Below are 19904 nucleotides of genomic sequence, written 5' to 3'. Positions count from 1 at the left end.
CCGTACAGTTGTCAGTTGTCAGTTGGAAGAAAGAATTGAATTTCTCCCCTGTTCCCTGTTCCCTGTTTCCTAACTTAGAAATTATTTCACAATGAGTTGAGTCCGGGCGTTGAGAAGAGCTTGTCTAACTTGGACAAAGCCTGTGCCTCCGTAGCTGTTGCGGGCTGCAACTACTTGACGTGGGGTTATGGCTTCATAAATATCAGCAGCAAATGCGGGATGGATTTGTTGCCATTCTTCTAGCTGCAAATCTTTGAGTAGTTTACCAGCGGCAATACTGGTTTTGACGACTTTGCCCACAATGTTATAAGCTTCGCGGAAGGGTACACCCCGCGCTGCCAGATAATCTGCGACATCGGTAGCGTTAGCAAAGTCTTCTGTAACTGCTGTTGCTAATCGCTGATGACGAAATTCTAAACCTTCTTGCAGTAAAATTGTCATTGCTTCTAAACAGGCCTTGACTGTGTTCACGCTGTCAAATATGCCTTCTTTGTCTTCTTGGAGGTCTTTGTTATAAGCCAGGGGTAAACCCTTCATAATTACTAACATGGCTTGCAGATGACCAAATACTCGCCCGGTTTTGCCGCGCACTAATTCGGGTACGTCGGGGTTTTTCTTTTGGGGCATAATGCTAGAACCTGTGGCACAGCTATCTTTGAGGGTGACGAAGCGAAATTCTTCTGATGCCCACAGAATCACTTCTTCGGACAGACGGCTGAGGTGAACCATGATGATACTAGCAGCACAGAGGAATTCTATGGCAAAGTCCCGATCGCTCACTCCGTCCAAGCTGTTAGCATAAACATTGTCAAAATGTAATAAATTGGCTGTATAGTGGCGGTCAATAGGAAAAGTTGTTCCCGCTAAAGCACCACAACCCAAGGGGGAGATATTCACTCGTTTACAAACGTCTTCCAAGCGTTCCCAATCCCGTTGTGCCATTTGGAAGTATGCCAGTAAATGGTGCGCTAAACTTACTGGTTGGGCGCGTTGTAGGTGGGTATAGCCAGGAATCAGAGTTTCGACATTTTTTTCGGCTATATCAACTAAGACTGTCTGAAAGTCCCGTAATTGCTGGCGAATTTGCTGAATTTGATCGCGGAGGTATAATCGAGTATCTGTACCTACTTGGTCATTGCGAGAACGGGCGGTGTGAAGTTTTTTACCTACATCTCCGACAATTTCCGTAAGTCGCTTTTCTACGGCAAAATGGACATCTTCGGCATCAACACCGGGTTGGAATTGCCCTTGACGATATTCTTGACGAACTTGTTCTAAACCGTTAAACACTGCTTCCCCTTCTGTATAGGAAATTATCCCTGTATGAGCCAACATTTTGGCATGGGCTTGAGAACCTGTAATATCATATTCGATGAGTTCAATGTCAAAACTGATACTTGCATTGAAACGAGCGATCGCCGGATGCAGCGCGGACTCAAACCGCTGACTCCAAGTTTGTTTTTCGGTCATAAATCTGAAGGGAGAGGCAGAAATTATTTTTAGATGTTAGATTTTCAATACCTTGTCCAAATTGGAAAAAGCCTTGATTTGTAGGTTGGGTTGAAACATGAAACCCAACATGAGCCTTGGGTTGCGCTGTCGCTTAACCCAACAAAGCAGAAAATGGACAAGGTATTGATTTTGGGCGTTGCTGAATTGAGGTATGAAATTGAAAAATCAAAAAAATGAAACTCTTACTCTCTGAGACTGGAGCACCTCTGCGTGTTAGCGAAGCGGGGCGAAGCCCAATAAAATCATACTCTTAATCAGCAACGCCGATTTTGAATCATGATTAATCCAAAATCTAAAACCTAGAATATAGCAGTTGTCAAGTAGTTTAAAACAGATATTGATCAAAAAAATCAGATACCAAAAGACTTTCAACTCTATTCCTTGTTCCTGACCATAAATTTAACTGTAACTGGTTAAACCTTTAAACATATAGCCAATGACAAAACCAATAACCATCGCCCAAATTTGCCCAGTTTTGACAAAGTGATTCCAAGCACCTTGGATTTGACCCAAAATGTCTGTCTCTTTTACAAGACCATATATAAAGTAGTCTGTGTAATTACTAACAGTAAAATTGATATGAAAGTCCAAATTTCCCAAGATGAGAAATAGTGAGTCGTTAAGGTGTTCCATGAGATAAATATCGTAATTATACGCAGTTTTTACGGTCATACTTTAATATTTTTCTGCTGCCAAGCGTAATTTTTCTGAAGTTCTTAAAATTTGTCCCGCTAAAACCGCTGCACCAAAGCCATTATCTATATTGACCACACCTATACCAGCAGCGCAAGAATTGAGCATTGTTAATAAAGGTGCTAAACCGGAAAAACTTGCACCATAACCAATACTGGTAGGAACAGCAATCACTGGACAATCCGTCAAACCTGCTACCACACTGGGTAAAGCCCCTTCCATGCCCGCTACCACAATTAATACTGATGATGATTCTAGCAGGTGACGGTTACTTAATAAACGGTGAATTCCGGCTACACCCACATCCCAAAGACGCTGTACAGAAAAACCCGAAAGTTCCGCAGTGACAGCGGCTTCTTCGGCGACGGCTAAATCAGCAGTACCAGCGGAGAGAATCCCGATTTGTCCAGGAAATCTGACTTCAATCACCGGAGGAACAATGGCACAAATTCGGGCTTGTTCGTAATATTGGATACCTCTAACTTTTTTTTGCAATGCAGAATATACTTTTGGCTCAATGCGGGTAGCCATGACTACGGAAGTGCGGTGGCGCATGACTTCCATAATTTGAGCAATTTGTTCCGGTGTTTTACCAGGTCCCCAAATTACTTCCGGGAAACCTGTTCTTAATTGACGATGGTTGTCTATTTTAGCAAACTCACCTACAGATTCATATTGTAAGTTTTTGAGGGAGTCAAAGGCTATCTCTGGGCTAATTGTACCATTGGCGACGGATTCTAAGAGCGATCGCAAATTTTCGGGTTGTGTCACAGCAATTTTAGATTTTAAGTGAATATAATTATCCTTGATATGCGCTTGATATACACAAACATCAATTTATACTATAAATCTATTTTATAGGAATCCGGTTTGATTTATGCAAGGGTAAAGCAAAAGCTAAACCCCTACTTGTCACGGCTTCTTGTGTACGAAATTTGTTCAAAATATTGCCTTTGCTTTTAGGTTGATTATGTTTATAACCTTAATGATACCATATCAAAAGTAGATTAAGTAAGTCCATAAATTTAATCAAACCATGAACAAATACACCAATAAAAACAAGTATCTAAATATTTTAAATAAATTCATGATTAGCCTGATATGTTGTATTTTTATAATCAACATATCTATGGGTTATTCTCAAGATAAAACCGTAACTATTCAAGATAAAGCTATACCTGTTGCCCAAAATTCAGAAATTGTGAATAAAATAGATGGAACTCCCAGGGGAAACGCATCTTATCAATAAGGGCAATTTAATCTCAATAATGACCAAAATATTCGCATTAACGACCATTATTGACAATATTTTATTCCATCACTATGACTCTGAAAAAATCAATCAAACGATAAATGAGGATTTATTGGTTTACGCATTAAATCGGTATTTTGTCAATAAAATTTAGATGCGTTTCCCCTGATGGAACTCCTGTGTTATTAGGAAATACAACACTATTTGTAATTCAGAAAAATGTCGGTTCATTTTCTCACCAAGAGCGAGCGCAAGCTGTCACCAATAGACTAGAAAAAATTGCTAATGATCCATTAATATCTATGGATAAATTGCGAGTTGTAGAAGATTCAGATACAACTAATATTGTCATAGGGGATAAAACATTATTTACCATCACAGACAAAGATGCTAAAGCTGTCAATAAAACAAGACAAATACTAGCAGAAAAATGTATAGAAATAATTAGAAATGCCATCAATCAATACAGAAAAGAACGTAGCTTATATAATATTTTGAAGGGGCTATTTTATACTTTTATTTCAACAGTAATTTTATTCGTGTTCCTGAAAGTGTTTAATCAGGTTTATCCCAGAATTATTACTAAATTACAAAATTGGAGAGGAATTAGAATTCCTGAGTTAAGAATTCAAAATATAGAACTTTTACCCACAGCTAGAGTCAGTAATATTGTGACTAGGCTAGTTAAGATTATCTGCATAATTATAGTAATTAGTATTTTATATATCTACATTTCTTTAGTTTTAAGTTTTTTTCCTTGGACAAAACAAATAAGTTCTAGACTTATTAGTTATTTTCTAGGAGCAATTTATAAAAGTTGGTTAGCATTTGCCGACTATTTACCTAATATATTTGCATTAGCATTAATTTTCTTCATTACCCACTACAGTCTTAAATTTATTCGCTATATTTTCACAGAATTGGGTAATGGAAATATATCCATTTCCGGCTTTTATAATGACTGGGCAGAACCAACTTATAAACTGGTATTCTTAATTATAGTCGCCCTAGCATTAGTCTTAGCATTTCCTTATTTACCAGGATTTGGTTCACCAGCTTTTCAGGGTATCTCAGTATTTTTAGGTGTTTTATTTTCATTAGGTTCAACGGCTGTTATTACTAATGTTGTCGCGGGAACTATTCTTATTTATACTCGTGCTTTCCAAATAGGCGATCGCATTAAAATTGGTGACGCTATAGGTGATATAGTAGAAAAAACCCTGCTAGTTACCCGCATTCGTACCATTAAAAATGTGATCATTACTATTCCTAATGGAACTGTATTAACTAGCCAAATTATCAACTATAGTTCCCTATCACAAGACCCTAATTATTATCTAATATTAAATACTACAATCACACTGGGGTATGATGTGCCTTGGCGAAAAGTTCATCAAGTTTTAATTGATGCAGCAATAGCAACAAATAATATTTTAGCCGAGCCTGTTCCCTTTGTATTCCAAACCAGTTTAGATGATTTTTATGTCAGCTATGAATTAAATGCTTATACCAATAAACCTATACTCATGGCAAGTATTTATTCAGAACTCCACCAAAACATTCAAGATAAATGTAATGAAGCAGAAATTGAAATTCTGTCTCCCCATTACTCTGCTGTCAGAGACGGTAATCAGACGACTATACCAGAAAATTATTGGCCTCAAGATTACAAATCACCAGGATTTCGGCTATCTTCTTTAAATAATCTGTTCAACCCTGATAACAGTAAAAATACACCAGATTCATGAATGTAAATTAACTTTTTATTTAATAAGGAGTAACTTGTGGAAAATGCTTCAAAGACAATTCAAAACTTACTGGCGGATGCTATAGTTGTCAAATTGATTGAAGTAACTTCAGGAATTATTATAGTTGCCATTGTTTTCCGAATTTTAGCTCAAGTTTTACCGCGCCAAGTTCAAGACAGTGATTTGCGCTATCATATCCGCAAAGCCATTACCTTCATTGGCTATGCAATTATGGCTTTATTAATTGTTTTGATATTTAGTGATAGCCTGGGAAAACTAACAGTAATTTTTGGGGTAATTGGTGCTGGTGTCGCCTTTGCATTACAAGAAGTAATTGGGAGTTTTGCTGGTTGGGTAGCTATTTCCTTAGGTCAATATTACAAACCAGGAGATAGAGTATTACTGGGTGGGATAATGGGAGATGTTATAGATATTAGTATTTTGCGGACTACCTTAATGGAGTGCGGTGCTTGGGTAAAAGCTGATCTTTATAATGGTCGTATTGTGAGAATTGCTAATAGTTTTGTATTTAAAGAACCCGTATTTAATTATTCGGCAGATTTTCCCTTTGTATGGGATGAAATTACTGTACCAGTAAAATACGGGAGCGATCGCTCTTTAACCAGAGAAATTCTGCAACAGGTAGCTAACGAAGTTGTCGGGGAATATATGCCTCAAGCCAAGGCACAATGGCAACACATGGTACACAAATATTTAATTGAAGATGCCAAAATTGAACCTGCTGTCACCCTAACAGCTAACGACAACTGGCTAGAATTTACCCTGCGTTATATAGTGGACTACAAACAACGTCGAGGCAAAAAAGATATCATCTTTAGTCGGATTCTTGACGAATTCGACAACACAAACGGAAGTATAAGCATTGCGTCCACCACCATTCATATAGTAGAAACACCCGCATTTAACGTCAAACTTGTGGACAACAGAAATGAAATATCCCAATAAGAAACCAATAGCTCAAACTCTTACTCTCTGAGCCTCTGCGCCTCTGCGTGTTAGCGAAGCGGGGCGAAGCCTGACGAATTACCTACTTCGTAATTTTAATTTCATGAATATTCCAAAAAGCACCACCAAGCGCAGAAAATTTAATACCTTCAAAACGATTTCGCACTGCTGAGAGAGAATAGGAATTAACCAAATAAATAAAAGGCAAATACTCCTGCGTTAATTGTTGACTTTCCCCATAAATTTCCTTTAATTTAACCTCATCAAATTCCTGTGCGCCTTGAATATAAAGTTCATTAATTTTATTTTCCCAGTCAGCAACTTCCCAACCTTCAATCGGTTTTTGTCCAGCTTGAGGTTTTTGATTAAACATATGTAATCCCCCTTGAGGCGACCACACATTTGCACCATCATTTGGTTCTAAACCCCCTGTTAAACCTATTAAACAAGCATCCCAATCTAAAGTATTAGAAAGTTTATCTATAAAGGTATTCCAAGCCAATGGTGTAAAATCTACTTGAATCCCAATTTTACTTAAATCCTGTTTAATTTGCGAACCCATTGACTCCCGAATTTTATTACCAGCATTAGTTAACAATGCAAATCTCACCTCATTACCTTGATCATCTACTAAAAGATTTTTGTCATTATATTTAAATCCCGCTTTTAGTAGCAATTCTTTGGCTTTATCAGGATTGTATTTATAAACCTTTAAACCCTGTTCTGGTGATAAAAAATAAGGACTTTGGACAGAAATAGGAGAATTTTGAGGTGTACCTAAACCGCGAAAAGTATTATTTAACATGGTTTGTCTATCAATAGCATAGGCTACCGCTTGGCGAAATTGCACATTATTAAACCATTTAGATTTAATAGGATCAACTAATGGTTGATTTTTCCTTTTTCCCTTATTTAAGTTAAAGGAAATAAAGGAAGTGCTAGAACTCGGACCACCATTATATATTCTAAAATTACCTTGTTTTTCCTGGACTTTTAACAAAGAAAAATAATCAGGAGAAACACCAATAGTATCTAAATCTCCAGAGCGAAATTGGAGTAGAGAAGTATCAGTTGATTCCACAATTTGCCAAACTATCCGTTCAATATAAGGTTGTGGTTTACCTTGAGCATCTTTACGCCAATAATAGGGGTTACGGCGAAAAATTACCCGTTGACTGGTATCGTATCTTTCCAGTTTATAGGGTCCATTAACAATAAGTTCTTGGGGAGGAGTATCAACACCCCATTTACTTAAAAATTCCAATTTCCCATCTTTATTTTTGGTTTTAACTGATTTTTCTAAAATATGAGCAGGTAAAATAGATGCTCCTGTATTTAGTAAAAAAGGTCTAAATGGTTCAGGGACACTAAATTCTACTCTTCTATTATCTATTTTTTTGACAGTTGGTAATTTGCGATCTTTTCCGACTCTTAAAACATCTCTAGTATCTGTAGGGATATTTTCATTCAAATAAATATCATTATAGGTAAACACAACATCATCAACTGTTAATGGTTGTCCGTCTGACCATTTTAAACCTTCGCGCATGGTAAAGGTAATTTTGGTTTTATCTGGTGATATTTCCCATGATTGGGCTAACACACCTTCTATTTTTCCGTCAATAGGATTTTGAGTTAATAATCCTTCATAAGTGTAACCGAAAATATTTGGTGATTCGGAACTTAGCGCAGCATTAAATGTTTTTGGATCACTGAGAATACTCGTTACTAATTGGGGTATTTGAGCCGCATTGGTTTTTAATTTAGTTGGGTTACAAGCGGTAATTGTCATTGCTGTGAAAGCAATGATTGTGATTAATAAGAAAAAGCGTTTTGTGGAATGGAGTATTTTTTGTAATGTCATAGTTTATTACCAGATATTAATATGAGAATGATTTAGACTCTAGCCAACCTAGAAAGTTTTTGGTGATTGGTAATTAGTAAGAATTTCTTCACTATTACCTATTTCGTAACTTTAATTTCATGAATATTCCAAAAAGCACCACCAAGGACAGAAAATTGGATACCTTCAAAACGATTTCTAATTGCTGACATAGCAGAGGAATTTACCAAATAAATAAAAGGTAAATACTCCTGTGTTAATTGTTGACTTTCCCCATAAATTTCCTTGACTTTCACCTCATCAAATTCCTGTGCGCCCTGAATATAAAGTTCATTAATTTTCACTTCCCAAGGTGCAACTTCTCTCCCTTCTATGGGCTTTTGTCCAGATTGGGGTTTTTGATTAAACATATGTAATCCCCCGTCAGGTGACCAAACATTAGCACCATCATTAGGTTCTAATCCATCAATTAAACCTAATAAACCAGCCTCCCAATCTAAAGTATTAGATATCTTACCTATAAAAGTATTCCATGCCAAGGGAGTAAAATCAACTTGAATGCCAATTTTACTCAAATCTTGTTTAATTTGCGAACCCATTGATTCCCGAATTTTATTACCAGCATTGGTGAGTAAACTAAATCTGACTTCGTTACCTTGATTATCCACTAAAAGATTTTTGTCATTATATTTGAATCCTGCTTTTATTAGTAATTCCTTCGCTTTATCAGGATTATATTTATAAACTTTTAGTCCCTTTTCTGGTGATAAAAAATAAGGACTTAGAACAGAAATAGAAGAATTTTGGAAAGTACCCAAACCACGAAAAGTATTATTTAACATGGTTTGTCTATCAATAGCATAAGCTACCGCTTGGCGAAATTGGACATTATTAAACCATTGAGATTTAATAGGATCAACTAATGGTTGATTATTTCTTTTCCCTTTATTTAAGTTGAAAGAAAGAAATAAAGTGCTAGAACTTTGACCACCATTATATATTGTAAAATTTCCTTGTTTTTCCTGAACTTTTAACAGCGAAAAATAATCAGGGGAAACACTAATAGAATCTAAATCACCGGAACGAAATTGGAGTAAAGAAGCATCTGTTGATTCCACAATTTGCCAAATTATCCGTTCAATATAAGGTTGTGATTTACCTTGAGCATCTTTACGCCAATAATAGGGATTACGGCGAAAAATTATCCGTTGACTTGTATCATATCTTTCAATTTTATAAGGTCCATTAACAATAATTTCTTCTGGGGGAGTATCAACACTCCATTTACTCAAAAATTCCAGTTTACTATCTTTATCTTTTGTTTTCACTGATTTTTCTAAAATATGAGCAGGTAAAATAGATGCCCTTGTATTTAGCAAAAAAGGTCTAAATGGTTCAGGTACACTAAATTCTACTCTTTTATTATCTATTTTTTTCACAGTTGGTAATTTGCGATCTTTACCAATTCTCAAAACATCTCTAGTATCTGTGGGAATTTTTTCATTTAAATAAATATCATTGTAGGTAAATACGACATCATCAACTGTTAATGGTTGTCCGTCTGACCATTTTAAACCCTCACGCATGGTAAAGGCAATTTTGGTTTTATCAGGTGATATTTCCCATGATTGAGCTAATGCTCCTTCTATTTTACCGTTAATAGGATTTTGCGTTAATAATCCTTCATAAGTAAGATCAAAAATATTTGGTGATTCAGAACCAAGTGCCGCATTAAATGTTTTTGGATCATTCAGAATACTTCTGACTAATTGCGGAACTTGAGCCGCATTGGTTTTTAATTGAATTGGGTTACAAGCGGTAATTGTTGTTGCTGTAAAAGCAATAATTGTGATTAATAAGAAAAAGCGTTTCGTAAGATTGAGTATTTTTTGTAATGTCATGGTTTTAATATTTTGATATTCCTGATACTGGTAATTAAATATAAATTATCTACTCTTATTCATAGTTTTGTGAATATGTTTCTCCATTTTTTATCTTTGCTAATAAACCTATTTTTTCAAATTTTTCAGAGGCAGGTGGTATTTCTGATTTCCAGTGATAACTCAAATCTCTTAACCAAGATACTATAAGGGTTTTCAAATAGAAATTAAATATTGTTTTCTCACAAAATTCTGAATCATAATGGCTGAGAATTTTTCCTGTATTTAATGATATCTCTGGTTTAGAAAATACACCATTAGTAGATTTAAAAACATTAATTTCTGTTAAATTTGCTAACATAACAAATCGCGGGTTTGTTTGAGAGTTTTGTAAATACAGATTGCTGACTTTTGATAAATCATTTTCATGACTTTCTAGAATTTCTTGCGCTTTGACATCTACTAATAATGCAATTTGCTGATTTTGATCTAAGACGATAATATCTGGAAAAGACAGTTGAAATAAACTTTCTATTTTCTCCGGTGAATCAAATTGATTATTCCAAATAATAGAAATAAGTCGGATTTTAATTAGTTCTTCTGGTTTATCTAAACTAAACATTCTCCTATTTAGTTATGAATTAATCATCTGCTACTAACAAAACTACAGCATAAGCACAAATCCCTTCTTCTCTTCCCGTTGGTCCAAGTTTTTCATTAGTTGTAGCTTTGACACCAATTTGATTTGGTTCTACTTCTAAAACTGCGGCTAATTTATCCCGCATTTTAGAAATATGGGGTTTTAATTTGGGACGTTCAGCCACAACGACAGAATCAATATTGCCAATTTTCCAACCTTGGTCACGAATTAATTGATGTACTTGATCTAATAGTACAAGACTATCAGCCCCTTTCCATTTTGGATCTGTAGGGGGAAAATAATGACCAATATCCCCTAAAGATAATGCTCCTAACATCGCGTCCATAATGGCATGGGTAAGAACATCAGCATCACTGTGTCCTAACAAGCCGAGTTCATGGGGAATGTGAATACCGCCTAAAATTAAATTGCGATCGCTCACCAATCTGTGTATATCGTAGCCGTTACCAATTCTGATGTTCATAGTTTGTTAGTTGTCAGTTGTTAGTAGGGGCGAAGCATTTGGAGAAGCATTTTTCGCAACTACCGATAATTTATCTTCCAAATGCTTCGCCCTTACAGTTGTCAGTTGCAAAAGAATATTTTTCTCCCCCTACTCCCGCTACTCCCCCTACTCCCGCTACTCCCCCTACTCCCGCTACTCCCCCTACTCCCGCTACTCCCCCTACTCCCCCTGCTCTTCTTGCCATTTTTTCAGCAAATCGGGACGACGGGAAGCAGTGCGCTCAATTTGTTGTTGAAAACGCCAACGAGCTATTGCTGCATGATTACCACTTAGTAGCACATCTGGGACTTTCCAACCACGAAAATTAGCAGGACGAGTATACTGGGGAAAATCTAACAAACCCGCTTCAAAACTTTCATTTTTGAGAGATTCCTCCTTACCCACAGTTCCCGGTAGCAACCGCGTCACACCATTAATCAAAGCCATAGAAGGAATTTCTCCCCCAGTGAGGATAAAATCGCCCAAAGATATCTCACGAGTCACCAAATTTAGCACCCTGTCATCTACCCCTTCATAATGACCACAAATAACAATCAATTGGTCATAATTCGCGGCTAATTCCCGCAGCAAGGGCTGGTTCATCGGTTGTCCTTGGGGACTCATCAAAATCACATCACGACGGGGTAGAATCGGCAAAGACTCCACAGCCGCGAAAATCGGTTCTGGCTTCATCAGCATTCCCACACCACCACCATAGGTTTCATCATCCACCTTGTGGTGTTTGTCCGTGGTAAAGTCTCTGGGATTAACTAGATGCACTTGAGCAATCTGTTTAGCTAAGGCCTTAGCCAGCAAACCAGAATTGAGAATTGACGTGAAACAGTCAGGGAAAAGTGTAACTATATCAAAACGCACAGTAATTCGTATTCGATAGAACTAATATTAAGGGTAGATACCTAGCCAATAGAATAACTGATAACGTAGCACATGAGTCAGGAGTCAGGAGTCACCGAGTCAGGAGTCAGGAGTCACCGAGTCAGGAGAAAGAGAAGAAAGAATAAAGAAGGAAGTTTCTCTCCTGTTCCCTGTTCCCTGTTCCCTGTTCCCTGTTCCCTGTTCCCTGTTCCCTGTTCCCTGTTCCCTGTTTCCTGTTTCCAAGTGAGATCAAAAGTTTTTCTAGTTACTTGATTTATGTTTAAATATTGTCACTACTAAATTTAAATTAATAATCCCACCAAAGTTAACAACTTCCGGGATGCATCTAGCCAAGCTCAGAAGTAAGAGTGTCAAGGCCGACTAAAACCTAAATCCAGAAGGGAATTATAGTTAATTTAGCACTATAATTCCCGGCTGGAAAAGTAGATAGGTAAAAAACAAGATGCTGGCCATGAGAATGACGGACATGAGAAAATTGAGGCATCGTGTGCGTCAAGCAGTGTCCTCTCATTAAAGCAAAAGGCGAAAATTAACAAGTAGCAACCCTTGTTGAATTAACCTGAAGTTGTTGACTCCCTCAAGCAGAAACACAATGCCGCAGTTAGAAGTTAAATCGCTGGAAATGAGGACACCCCAAGCTACTAAAACCGCCGTACTAGTTATCGGAGGCGCAGAAGATAAAGTTCATGGACGAGAAATTCTAAGAACTTTTTTTGTTCGTGCTGGTGGTAACAAGGCGTATATTACAATAATTCCATCAGCCTCCCGTGAGCCTGCCATTATTGCTGGTAGGTACGTTCGCATTTTTGAAGAAATGGGTGCGGAGAAGGTTGAAATTTTAGACATTCGGGAACGGGAACAATGCGAAAATCCGGAGATTAAAGCATCCCTCGAAGCCTGTAGTGGTGTCTTCTTGACAGGAGGAGACCAACTGCGTCTTTGTGGAGTCCTCTCCGACACACCAGCAATGGAAATTATCCGCCAGCGGGTGAGAGCCGGACAACTGACTTTAGCAGGAACAAGTGCTGGAGCAGCCGTCATGGGACATCACATGATCGCAGGTGGTGGCAGTGGTGAAACCCCCAATCGTTCTCTAGTGGACATGGCAACAGGCTTAGGATTTATTCCTGAAGTTGTCGTTGACCAACATTTCCATAACCGGAATCGCATGGGGAGATTAGTTAGTGCCATCGCCGCTCACCCTGATAGACTGGGCATTGGTATTGACGAAGACACCTGTGCTGTGTTTGAACGAGATGGTTGGTTACAAGTTATGGGCAAAGGCAGTGTCACCATTGTTGATCCTACAGAACTTACCCACACCAATGAACCCAATGTTAGTGCTAACGAACCCTTGACTTTACATAATTTAAGACTACATATCCTCAGTTACGGAGATCGCTTCCATCTTTACCAACGTACTGTTTTACCTGCTGTGCATCGCATCTCTAGCTGACGGTATAGAGTATCTCAGATGACAATGATTTGACCGCGCTCTGATTTCTTCCTGTTTTCAGATTTTAGATAAATACTATCTAATCATAAAAAACTGTTTGACATGAACAGTTTAGCGGTCAATTCCAGTAAGAAACTAGAATTTTGGTTCCGAATCTCCATCTACCTATTCCCATGAGAATCCTCAAGATCCAGACCTTACGCGGCCCAAATTACTGGAGCATTCGACGGCACAAGCTGATCGTCATGCGCCTAGATTTAGAAAACCTTGCCGAAACGCCCTCTAATGAAATCCCTGGCTTTTATGAAGGATTAGTAGAGGCTCTCCCCAGCCTAGAGGGTCACTACTGCTCCCCTGGCTGTCGGGGTGGTTTTCTGATGCGGGTGCGAGAAGGCACCATGATGGGTCATATAGTGGAACACGTAGCCTTGGAACTCCAGGAATTAGCGGGAATGCACGTAGGTTTCGGTCGCACCCGTGAAACTGTCACACCTGGAATTTATCAGGTAGTGATTGAGTACCTAAATGAAGAGGCGGGTCGCTATGCAGCACGGGCAGCAGTCAGGCTATGTCAAAGTATTATTGACCGGGGACGTTATCCCAAAGCCGAACTAGAGCAAGATGTTCAAGACCTGAAAGACTTTTGGCGTGATGCTTCGCTAGGACCTTCAACAGAAGCTATTATCAAAGAAGCGGAGAAAAAAGGTATTCCTTGGATGCCTTTACCAGCTAGATTCTTAATTCAATTGGGCTATGGTATCCATCAAAAACGGATTCAGGCCACAATGACCAATAACACAGGCATTCTTGGTGTCGAACTAGCTGGTGATAAAGAAGCTACTAAACGGATTCTCGATGCCAACGGTGTCCCAGTTCCTAGAGGGACAGTTATCAATTTCTTTGATGATTTAGAGGAAGCCGTTGAATATGTTGGTGGTTATCCCATCGTGATTAAACCTTCAGATGGTAATCATGGCCGGGGTATCACCATTGATATCCGTAATTGGGAAGACGCAGAAGCCGCTTATGAAATGGCTAGACAGGTTTCTCGTTCAGTGATTGTGGAAAGATATTATGTAGGACGAGATCATCGGGTATTGGTAGTTAATGGCAAGGTAGTTGCTGTAGCGGAGAGAATCCCCGCCCATGTCGTGGGTAATGGCAAATCTACGATTACAGAGCTAATTGAAGAAACAAACCAAGATCCCAATCGCGGTGAAGGTCATGATAATGTCTTAACTAAGATTGAACTAGACCGTACCAGCTATCAACTCCTAGATAGACAAGGCTACACCATCAATAGTGTGCCACCCCAGGGGGTAATGTGTTATCTGCGGGCTACAGCCAACTTGAGTACAGGTGGTAGTGCTGTAGATCGCACAGACGAAATTCACCCGGAAAATATATGGTTAGCACAACGGGTAGTGAGAATCATCGGTTTAGATGTAGCTGGGATAGATATTGTCACTTCCGATATTAGCCGTCCGCTCCGAGAAGTAGATGCGGTAATTGTCGAAGTCAATGCCGCCCCTGGTTTCCGAATGCACGTCGCCCCCAGCATTGGTATCCCCCGCAATGTCGCTGGTGCGGTCATGGATATGCTGTTCCCCAATGAACAATCTGGACGGATTCCTCTGCTCTCTGTCACAGGCACAAATGGTAAAACCACCACTACCCGCCTGTTAGCACATATCTATAAGCAAACTGGTAAAGTAGTAGGCTACACAACTACAGACGGTACTTATATCGGTGATTTCTTAGTAGAATCAGGAGATAATACAGGTCCTCAAAGCGCCCATGTTATCCTTCAAGATCCGACCGTAGAAGTAGCGGTATTGGAATCGGCTCGCGGTGGGATTCTCCGCTCTGGGTTGGGTTTTGAAAATGCTAATGTAGGTGTGGTATTAAATGTGTCTGCTGACCATCTGGGCATCGGCGATATAGATACTATTGAACAATTAGCCCATCTCAAAAGTGTAGTTGCTGAGGCTGTTTTTCCTGATGGTTATGCGGTACTCAATGCCGATGATCACCGGGTTGCAGCGATGGCAGAAAAGACTAAGGCAAATATTGCCTACTTCACCATGAATCCAGACTCGGATCTGGTACGGAAACATATTCAACAGGGTGGAGTGGCCGCAGTCTATGAACATGGTTATCTGTCTATTGTCAAAGGTGATTGGACGCACCGCATCGAAAGAGCAGAAAATATTCCTTTGACAATGGGTGCAAGAGCGCCATTTATGATTGCTAATGCTTTAGCTGCCAGTTTGGCGGCTTTTGTTCAAGATGTCACCATTGAGCAAATTCGGGCTGGTTTAAGAGGCTTCCGTGCTTCTGTGAGTCAGACCCCAGGACGGATGAATTTGTTTAATTTGGGTAAACACCATGCTTTGGTAGATTATGCCCACAATGCGGCTAGTTATGAGGCTTTGGGGTCATTTGTTCGGAATTGGACAACGGGACAGCGCATTGGTGTGATTGGTGGTCCGGGCGATCGCCGTGATGAAGATTTTGTGACTCTAGGTAAGTTATCAGCAGATATCTTTGACTACATTATTATTAAAGAAGATGATGATACTAGAGGTAGACCTCGTGGTTCAGCTTCAGATTTGATTATTCAAGGCATTACCCAAGTTAAGCCTAATTACCGCTTTGAATCAATTTTGGATGAAACCACAGCTATTAACAAAGCCTTGGACATGGCTCCTGATGGTAGTCTGGTGGTAGTTTTGCCGGAAAGTGTGAACCGGGCTATTAAGTTAATTAAGATGCGAGGTGTACAGGAAGAAACCCAGCCACAGCAATCAACTCACAATGATTCGCAAAATGGTGTAGCTTCTTCTTCGGCGATTAATACACTGATTTAGGAGCATCTCTTGTTGGTAAATTGCCCTCAGACTGATGAATAATTTAAGTCTGGGGGTTAATTAATGGTGGGTAAGTGACAGATTCCGCTACACTGAGATTTGGATTATTTTATTGTAACTAGATCATGGACATCGGACAGAAAGTTAAGGTGATTCGTTTGCGCGATCGCGTATCCTCTACTATCGCTCAAAAACTGGGAAAAGTTGGCATTATCCAAGGCTACAAAGTCACTGACGGGGCGGGAATCGGTGTGGTAGTTAAGTTTGATGACAACTTCTCCACCTGGTTTTTTGAAGATGAAATCAAACCAGCCTAGTCAAAACAACTTACAGTAGAGGCTAAGAAGATTGGTTAAGTGCTAAGTTGTTATTGAAAAGATCGGCAAAATTGGAAATTGAGTAATGGCCTTGATACTGACATTTTTGGGCAAAAACGGCATCGCTCGCAGTAAGATAGCGATCGCCGCAGCCATTAGTTTGGCAACACAAGGCAAAAGGGTACTTCTAGCAGGACTAGCAGATCCAACATTGCCAATTCTACTCAATACTACTCTGACTCCTGACCCCCAGGAAATCTCTCCTAATCTACAAGCAGTACAGTTTCAAGCATCTGTACTGCTAGAACGCAACTGGGACGAAGTGAAAAAATTGGAGGCTCAATACCTCCGCACACCGATTTTGAAAGAGGTTTATGGGCAGGAACTGGTGGTATTACCAGGTATGGACAACGCCCTTGCTCTCAATGCGATTCGTGAATATGATGCCAGTGGCAAATATGACGCGATTATCTATGATGGCACAGGCGATGCTGCCAGCTTGCGAATGTTGGGAATGCCAGAATCTTTAAGTTGGTATATGAGACGATTTAGGCAATTGTTCGTAAATTCCGATTTAGGGAAAACAATTACCGAATCTCCCCTAATTCAACCTTTAATTAGCAGTCTTTTTAATATTAATTGGACTGCTGATAATTTTTCTCAACCCACTAACCAAGTTAATAATTTTCTCGAACAAGGTAAAGCCGCTTTAGCTAATCCCCAGCGAGTTGCCGCTTTTTTGGTGACAACATCAGAACCCATTGATGTGGCAAATTCCCGCTATCTGTGGGGAAGCGCCCAACAAATTGGTTTAACTGTTGGTGGAGCAATCTTAGTTGCTGATGGAGAAAATACTAACTTATCCCAGGAATTTGCACCTCTACCTGTGAGCATAGTTCCTGATGTCTCCCAGGGGGAATGGCAACCTCTGATAGATGCTTTACCCAACTTTGTTGAGCAAGCATTACAAGCTAACCAACCAATTGAAATTGACGTACATAATCGCCAAGTCCGCTTATTTTTACCTGGTTTCGACAAAAAACAGGTAAAACTTACTCAACAGGGACCAGAAGTCACAGTAGAAGCCGGAGATCAAAGACGTAATATCTTCCTCCCCCCGGCTTTAAGTGGTAAACCTGTAACTGGTGCAAAGTTTCAAAATAGTTATTTGATAATTTCTTTTTAGGGATTGGGGACTGGGGATTGGGGACTGGGCAATAATTACCAATTACCCATTACCTATTACCAATCACCTATTACCAATTACCATTACCCCTTATGTCTGAATCAACTCCCATTGACCCAAATTCTCAGCCGAATGAGGCTATAGAATCAACAAATCCAGAAGTCACAATTGCAGAAGACCGTAATGCGAAAACTCGGCAATTGCTAGGAATGAAAGGTGCAAGTGCTGGGGAAACTTCCATTTGGAAAATTCGCTTGCAATTGATGAAACCGATTACCTGGATTCCCCTAATTTGGGGTGTGGTCTGCGGTGCGGCTTCTTCTGGTAACTACACTTGGACTTTAGAAAATGTTTTGAAGTCTGCCCTTTGTATGTTGCTTTCTGGTCCTTTGTTGACAGGTTATACCCAAACCATCAATGATTATTATGACCGAGAAATTGACGCGATTAATGAGCCTTACCGTCCCATACCTTCGGGGAGAATTTCTGAAAAGCAAGTAATTAGCCAATTCGTGCTTTTACTATTATTAGGATGTGGGGTGGCTTATACCTTAGATTTATGGGCAGGTCATCAATTTCCTACTGTTTTAATGTTGTCCGTTTTTGGGACTTTTATCGCCTATATCTATTCTGCACCACCATTGAAATTAAAACAAAATGGTTGGTTAGGAAATTATGCTTTGGGTGCAAGTTACATTGCTTTACCTTGGTGGGCTGGTCATGCTTTATTTGGAGAATTGAATTGGAAAATTGTGATTCTGACTCTATTCTACAGTTTGGCTGGTTTGGGTATTGCCATTGTCAATGATTTTAAGAGTGTGGAAGGCGATCGCCAATTAGGACTACAATCATTACCAGTTATGTTTGGCATCCAAACTGCGGCTTTGATTTGTGTAGTCATGATTGATTTATTTCAAGGTTTGGTGGCAGGTTATTTGGTGAGTATTCACGAGAATTTATATGCAGCAATTCTCGTCTTATTAATCATTCCCCAAATCACTTTCCAAGATATGTATTTTCTCCGTGATCCCATAGCCAATGATGTCAAATATCAAGCCAGCGCCCAACCGTTTTTGGTTTTGGGAATGTTGGTAACAGGTATTGCATTAGGTCACGCTGGCGTTTAATTGAATATATCTTCAGCTAGACGTGAGCAATGAGGAGTTAGGAGTTATATTAATTTCTAACTCCTCACTTATTTTATAAATTGCCATGTTGAATTTTATATCTTTTCTAATTCAGGGAATAAAAGCATTCTTGATTCCGATTTGCTTTATCACATCTTGGACTGTGATGGTTTTGGTATTTTTGAATTTATGGACAGCAACAAAAGAGACTGTTAAAATTGCTCAAGAAATGCACAAAATCCCCTGTCCTAATTGCCAATTTTTTACTAATAATTATCGTCTTAAATGTACAGTAAATCCATACATTGCGAATACAGAAGAAGCAATTGGTTGTCAAGATTATCAATCAAATTAATTGTTATCTCTGGGCTTTCCATTTGTTGTGGATTATTTGTAGGGGTTTAGCAATGCTTACTTGTGTCAACTTAGGCTACAGATACTTCGACCCTTCGACAGGCTCAGGGCATCGCAAGCTCAGTACAAGTGGCTTATTTGTTTGGGTTCCACACCCACCAGGGAATAAATTCCCTGTCTAATAGATCAAGTCCGTTAAAACGGACTAATAAATTTTCCTAGTATTCAGTCATCTAAAGATGACTTGCGCTATTAGACTGGGAATATGGCTTACGCCACGCTGCGCTATCATTCCCAGTCGGGCTATGGGTTTTACGTTAAGTTGACACCAATGAGCATTGCTAAACCCTTTCAGCCGATTAATCCAGCTATTTGAAAATGAGTAAAATTCAAGACAACTCATTTTTGGTCAGTTTCTTAGATACCCAACTAATAATGCCACTAAATAGCGCACCACCCATCAATATACCAATAGCAGGATTAAATACTGGCATCCAGAGTTTGTGCCACAAATCTAAACCTAAATTGATTCCCGAAGCATCACCAATCACGGCTATAACAAGCCACGCAAAACCTAAAATCACTAAAAAAACATCAGCGACTAAGATTAAGTTGAGCCAGTTTAATAATTTGTCTTTCATTTTGATTGGTCAGTTGT

At 39.1% G+C, this 19904-nt stretch carries 18 protein-coding genes; 8 read left to right on the top strand and 10 right to left on the bottom strand.

The features are described 5' to 3' along the window. Positions 1 to 81 precede the first annotated feature (81 nt). From argH to larB, 3 genes are all read right to left on the bottom strand, one after another. Positions 82 to 1470, bottom strand: a complete 1389-nt coding sequence (gene argH, locus FJR08_RS10655; protein WP_168633142.1) for an argininosuccinate lyase — start codon at positions 1468 to 1470, stop codon at positions 82 to 84. Between the two features lie 441 nt (positions 1471 to 1911). Next, positions 1912 to 2184 (bottom strand): hypothetical protein, encoded by a 273-nt coding sequence (locus tag FJR08_RS10650; protein WP_015079835.1) that lies wholly within the window; start codon positions 2182 to 2184, stop codon positions 1912 to 1914. Between the two features lie 3 nt (positions 2185 to 2187). Then, complete coding sequence (larB, locus tag FJR08_RS10645; RefSeq protein WP_015079836.1) at positions 2188 to 2976, bottom strand: nickel pincer cofactor biosynthesis protein LarB; 789 nt, start codon at positions 2974 to 2976, stop codon at positions 2188 to 2190. 618 nt (positions 2977 to 3594) lie between these two features. On the opposite strand from larB, the gene FJR08_RS10635 reads away from it, so the two are divergent. Together FJR08_RS10635 and FJR08_RS10630 are read left to right on the top strand one after the other, a co-directional pair. Then, positions 3595 to 5205: a mechanosensitive ion channel family protein gene (locus FJR08_RS10635; RefSeq protein ID WP_254435732.1), complete on the top strand. Its 1611-nt coding sequence runs from the start codon at positions 3595 to 3597 to the stop codon at positions 5203 to 5205. 36 nt (positions 5206 to 5241) lie between these two features. After that, complete coding sequence (locus tag FJR08_RS10630) at positions 5242 to 6171, top strand: mechanosensitive ion channel family protein (RefSeq protein WP_015079838.1); 930 nt, start codon at positions 5242 to 5244, stop codon at positions 6169 to 6171. Between the two features lie 82 nt (positions 6172 to 6253). Here FJR08_RS10630 and FJR08_RS10625 read toward each other — a convergent pair whose 3' ends face one another. The 6 genes from FJR08_RS10625 to trmD all read right to left on the bottom strand — a co-directional run bounded on the left by FJR08_RS10625 (position 6254) and on the right by trmD (position 11915). Further along, positions 6254 to 8035, bottom strand: coding sequence for an ABC transporter substrate-binding protein (locus tag FJR08_RS10625; RefSeq protein WP_168633141.1), 1782 nt, complete (start codon positions 8033 to 8035; stop codon positions 6254 to 6256). A 98-nt stretch (positions 8036 to 8133) separates the two neighbouring features. Beyond that, complete coding sequence (locus FJR08_RS10620) at positions 8134 to 9915, bottom strand: ABC transporter substrate-binding protein (protein ID WP_168633140.1); 1782 nt, start codon at positions 9913 to 9915, stop codon at positions 8134 to 8136. Positions 9916 to 9970: 55 nt separating this feature from the next. Continuing rightward, a complete protein-coding gene (locus tag FJR08_RS10615; RefSeq protein ID WP_168633139.1) occupies positions 9971 to 10516 on the bottom strand; it encodes a hypothetical protein in 546 nt (181 codons plus the stop codon). Positions 10517 to 10535: 19 nt separating this feature from the next. Continuing rightward, complete coding sequence (gene ispF, locus FJR08_RS10610) at positions 10536 to 11018, bottom strand: 2-C-methyl-D-erythritol 2,4-cyclodiphosphate synthase (RefSeq protein ID WP_168633138.1); 483 nt, start codon at positions 11016 to 11018, stop codon at positions 10536 to 10538. Between the two features lie 70 nt (positions 11019 to 11088). Beyond that, on the bottom strand, positions 11089 to 11244 hold the full coding sequence (locus FJR08_RS10605; protein WP_168633137.1) for a hypothetical protein: 156 nt from the start codon (positions 11242 to 11244) through the stop codon (positions 11089 to 11091). After that, complete coding sequence (gene trmD, locus FJR08_RS10600) at positions 11220 to 11915, bottom strand: tRNA (guanosine(37)-N1)-methyltransferase TrmD (protein WP_168633136.1); 696 nt, start codon at positions 11913 to 11915, stop codon at positions 11220 to 11222. Before trmD ends, FJR08_RS10605 begins: the two co-directional genes overlap by 25 nt. Positions 11916 to 12528: 613 nt before the next feature. Between trmD and FJR08_RS10595 the strand changes: the two genes are divergently transcribed. The 6 genes from FJR08_RS10595 to FJR08_RS10570 all read left to right on the top strand — a co-directional run bounded on the left by FJR08_RS10595 (position 12529) and on the right by FJR08_RS10570 (position 19247). After that, a complete protein-coding gene (locus FJR08_RS10595) occupies positions 12529 to 13392 on the top strand; it encodes a cyanophycinase (RefSeq protein ID WP_015079845.1) in 864 nt (287 codons plus the stop codon). 173 nt (positions 13393 to 13565) lie between these two features. After that, positions 13566 to 16262, top strand: coding sequence for a cyanophycin synthetase (gene cphA, locus FJR08_RS10590; protein WP_168633159.1), 2697 nt, complete (start codon positions 13566 to 13568; stop codon positions 16260 to 16262). A 125-nt stretch (positions 16263 to 16387) separates the two neighbouring features. After that, positions 16388 to 16579, top strand: coding sequence for a DUF2862 domain-containing protein (locus FJR08_RS10585; RefSeq protein ID WP_148760405.1), 192 nt, complete (start codon positions 16388 to 16390; stop codon positions 16577 to 16579). Between the two features lie 85 nt (positions 16580 to 16664). Continuing rightward, on the top strand, positions 16665 to 17765 hold the full coding sequence (locus FJR08_RS10580; RefSeq protein WP_015079847.1) for an ArsA family ATPase: 1101 nt from the start codon (positions 16665 to 16667) through the stop codon (positions 17763 to 17765). A gap of 92 nt (positions 17766 to 17857) precedes the next feature. Continuing rightward, positions 17858 to 18892, top strand: a complete 1035-nt coding sequence (gene chlG, locus FJR08_RS10575; protein ID WP_015079848.1) for a chlorophyll synthase ChlG — start codon at positions 17858 to 17860, stop codon at positions 18890 to 18892. Positions 18893 to 18977: 85 nt separating this feature from the next. After that, positions 18978 to 19247 (top strand): hypothetical protein, encoded by a 270-nt coding sequence (locus FJR08_RS10570; protein ID WP_015079849.1) that lies wholly within the window; start codon positions 18978 to 18980, stop codon positions 19245 to 19247. 388 nt (positions 19248 to 19635) lie between these two features. Here the strand turns inward: FJR08_RS10570 and FJR08_RS10565 are convergent, their stop codons facing one another. Further along, positions 19636 to 19887: a hypothetical protein gene (locus FJR08_RS10565; RefSeq protein WP_015079850.1), complete on the bottom strand. Its 252-nt coding sequence runs from the start codon at positions 19885 to 19887 to the stop codon at positions 19636 to 19638. Positions 19888 to 19904 lie beyond the last annotated feature (17 nt).

Source organism: Dolichospermum sp. UHCC 0260 (genome assembly GCF_009711985.1).
Taxonomy (GTDB): Bacteria; Cyanobacteriota; Cyanobacteriia; order Cyanobacteriales; family Nostocaceae; genus Dolichospermum; species Dolichospermum lemmermannii.
This window is presented reverse-complemented; position numbering and strand designations above follow the sequence as displayed.

Coding starts and splice junctions, on each gene's coding strand:
- FJR08_RS10625 (WP_168633141.1), bottom strand. CDS start 8,035: ATGACATTACAAAAAATACTCCATTCCACAAAACGCTTTTTCTTATTA.
- ispF (WP_168633138.1), bottom strand. CDS start 11,018: ATGAACATCAGAATTGGTAACGGCTACGATATACACAGATTGGTGAGC.
- FJR08_RS10615 (WP_168633139.1), bottom strand. CDS start 10,516: ATGTTTAGTTTAGATAAACCAGAAGAACTAATTAAAATCCGACTTATT.
- FJR08_RS10650 (WP_015079835.1), bottom strand. CDS start 2,184: ATGACCGTAAAAACTGCGTATAATTACGATATTTATCTCATGGAACAC.
- chlG (WP_015079848.1), top strand. CDS start 17,858: ATGTCTGAATCAACTCCCATTGACCCAAATTCTCAGCCGAATGAGGCT.
- FJR08_RS10585 (WP_148760405.1), top strand. CDS start 16,388: ATGGACATCGGACAGAAAGTTAAGGTGATTCGTTTGCGCGATCGCGTA.
- cphA (WP_168633159.1), top strand. CDS start 13,566: ATGAGAATCCTCAAGATCCAGACCTTACGCGGCCCAAATTACTGGAGC.
- FJR08_RS10605 (WP_168633137.1), bottom strand. CDS start 11,244: ATGGCAAGAAGAGCAGGGGGAGTAGGGGGAGTAGCGGGAGTAGGGGGA.
- FJR08_RS10565 (WP_015079850.1), bottom strand. CDS start 19,887: ATGAAAGACAAATTATTAAACTGGCTCAACTTAATCTTAGTCGCTGAT.
- FJR08_RS10595 (WP_015079845.1), top strand. CDS start 12,529: ATGCCGCAGTTAGAAGTTAAATCGCTGGAAATGAGGACACCCCAAGCT.
- FJR08_RS10570 (WP_015079849.1), top strand. CDS start 18,978: ATGTTGAATTTTATATCTTTTCTAATTCAGGGAATAAAAGCATTCTTG.
- FJR08_RS10620 (WP_168633140.1), bottom strand. CDS start 9,915: ATGACATTACAAAAAATACTCAATCTTACGAAACGCTTTTTCTTATTA.
- argH (WP_168633142.1), bottom strand. CDS start 1,470: ATGACCGAAAAACAAACTTGGAGTCAGCGGTTTGAGTCCGCGCTGCAT.
- FJR08_RS10580 (WP_015079847.1), top strand. CDS start 16,665: ATGGCCTTGATACTGACATTTTTGGGCAAAAACGGCATCGCTCGCAGT.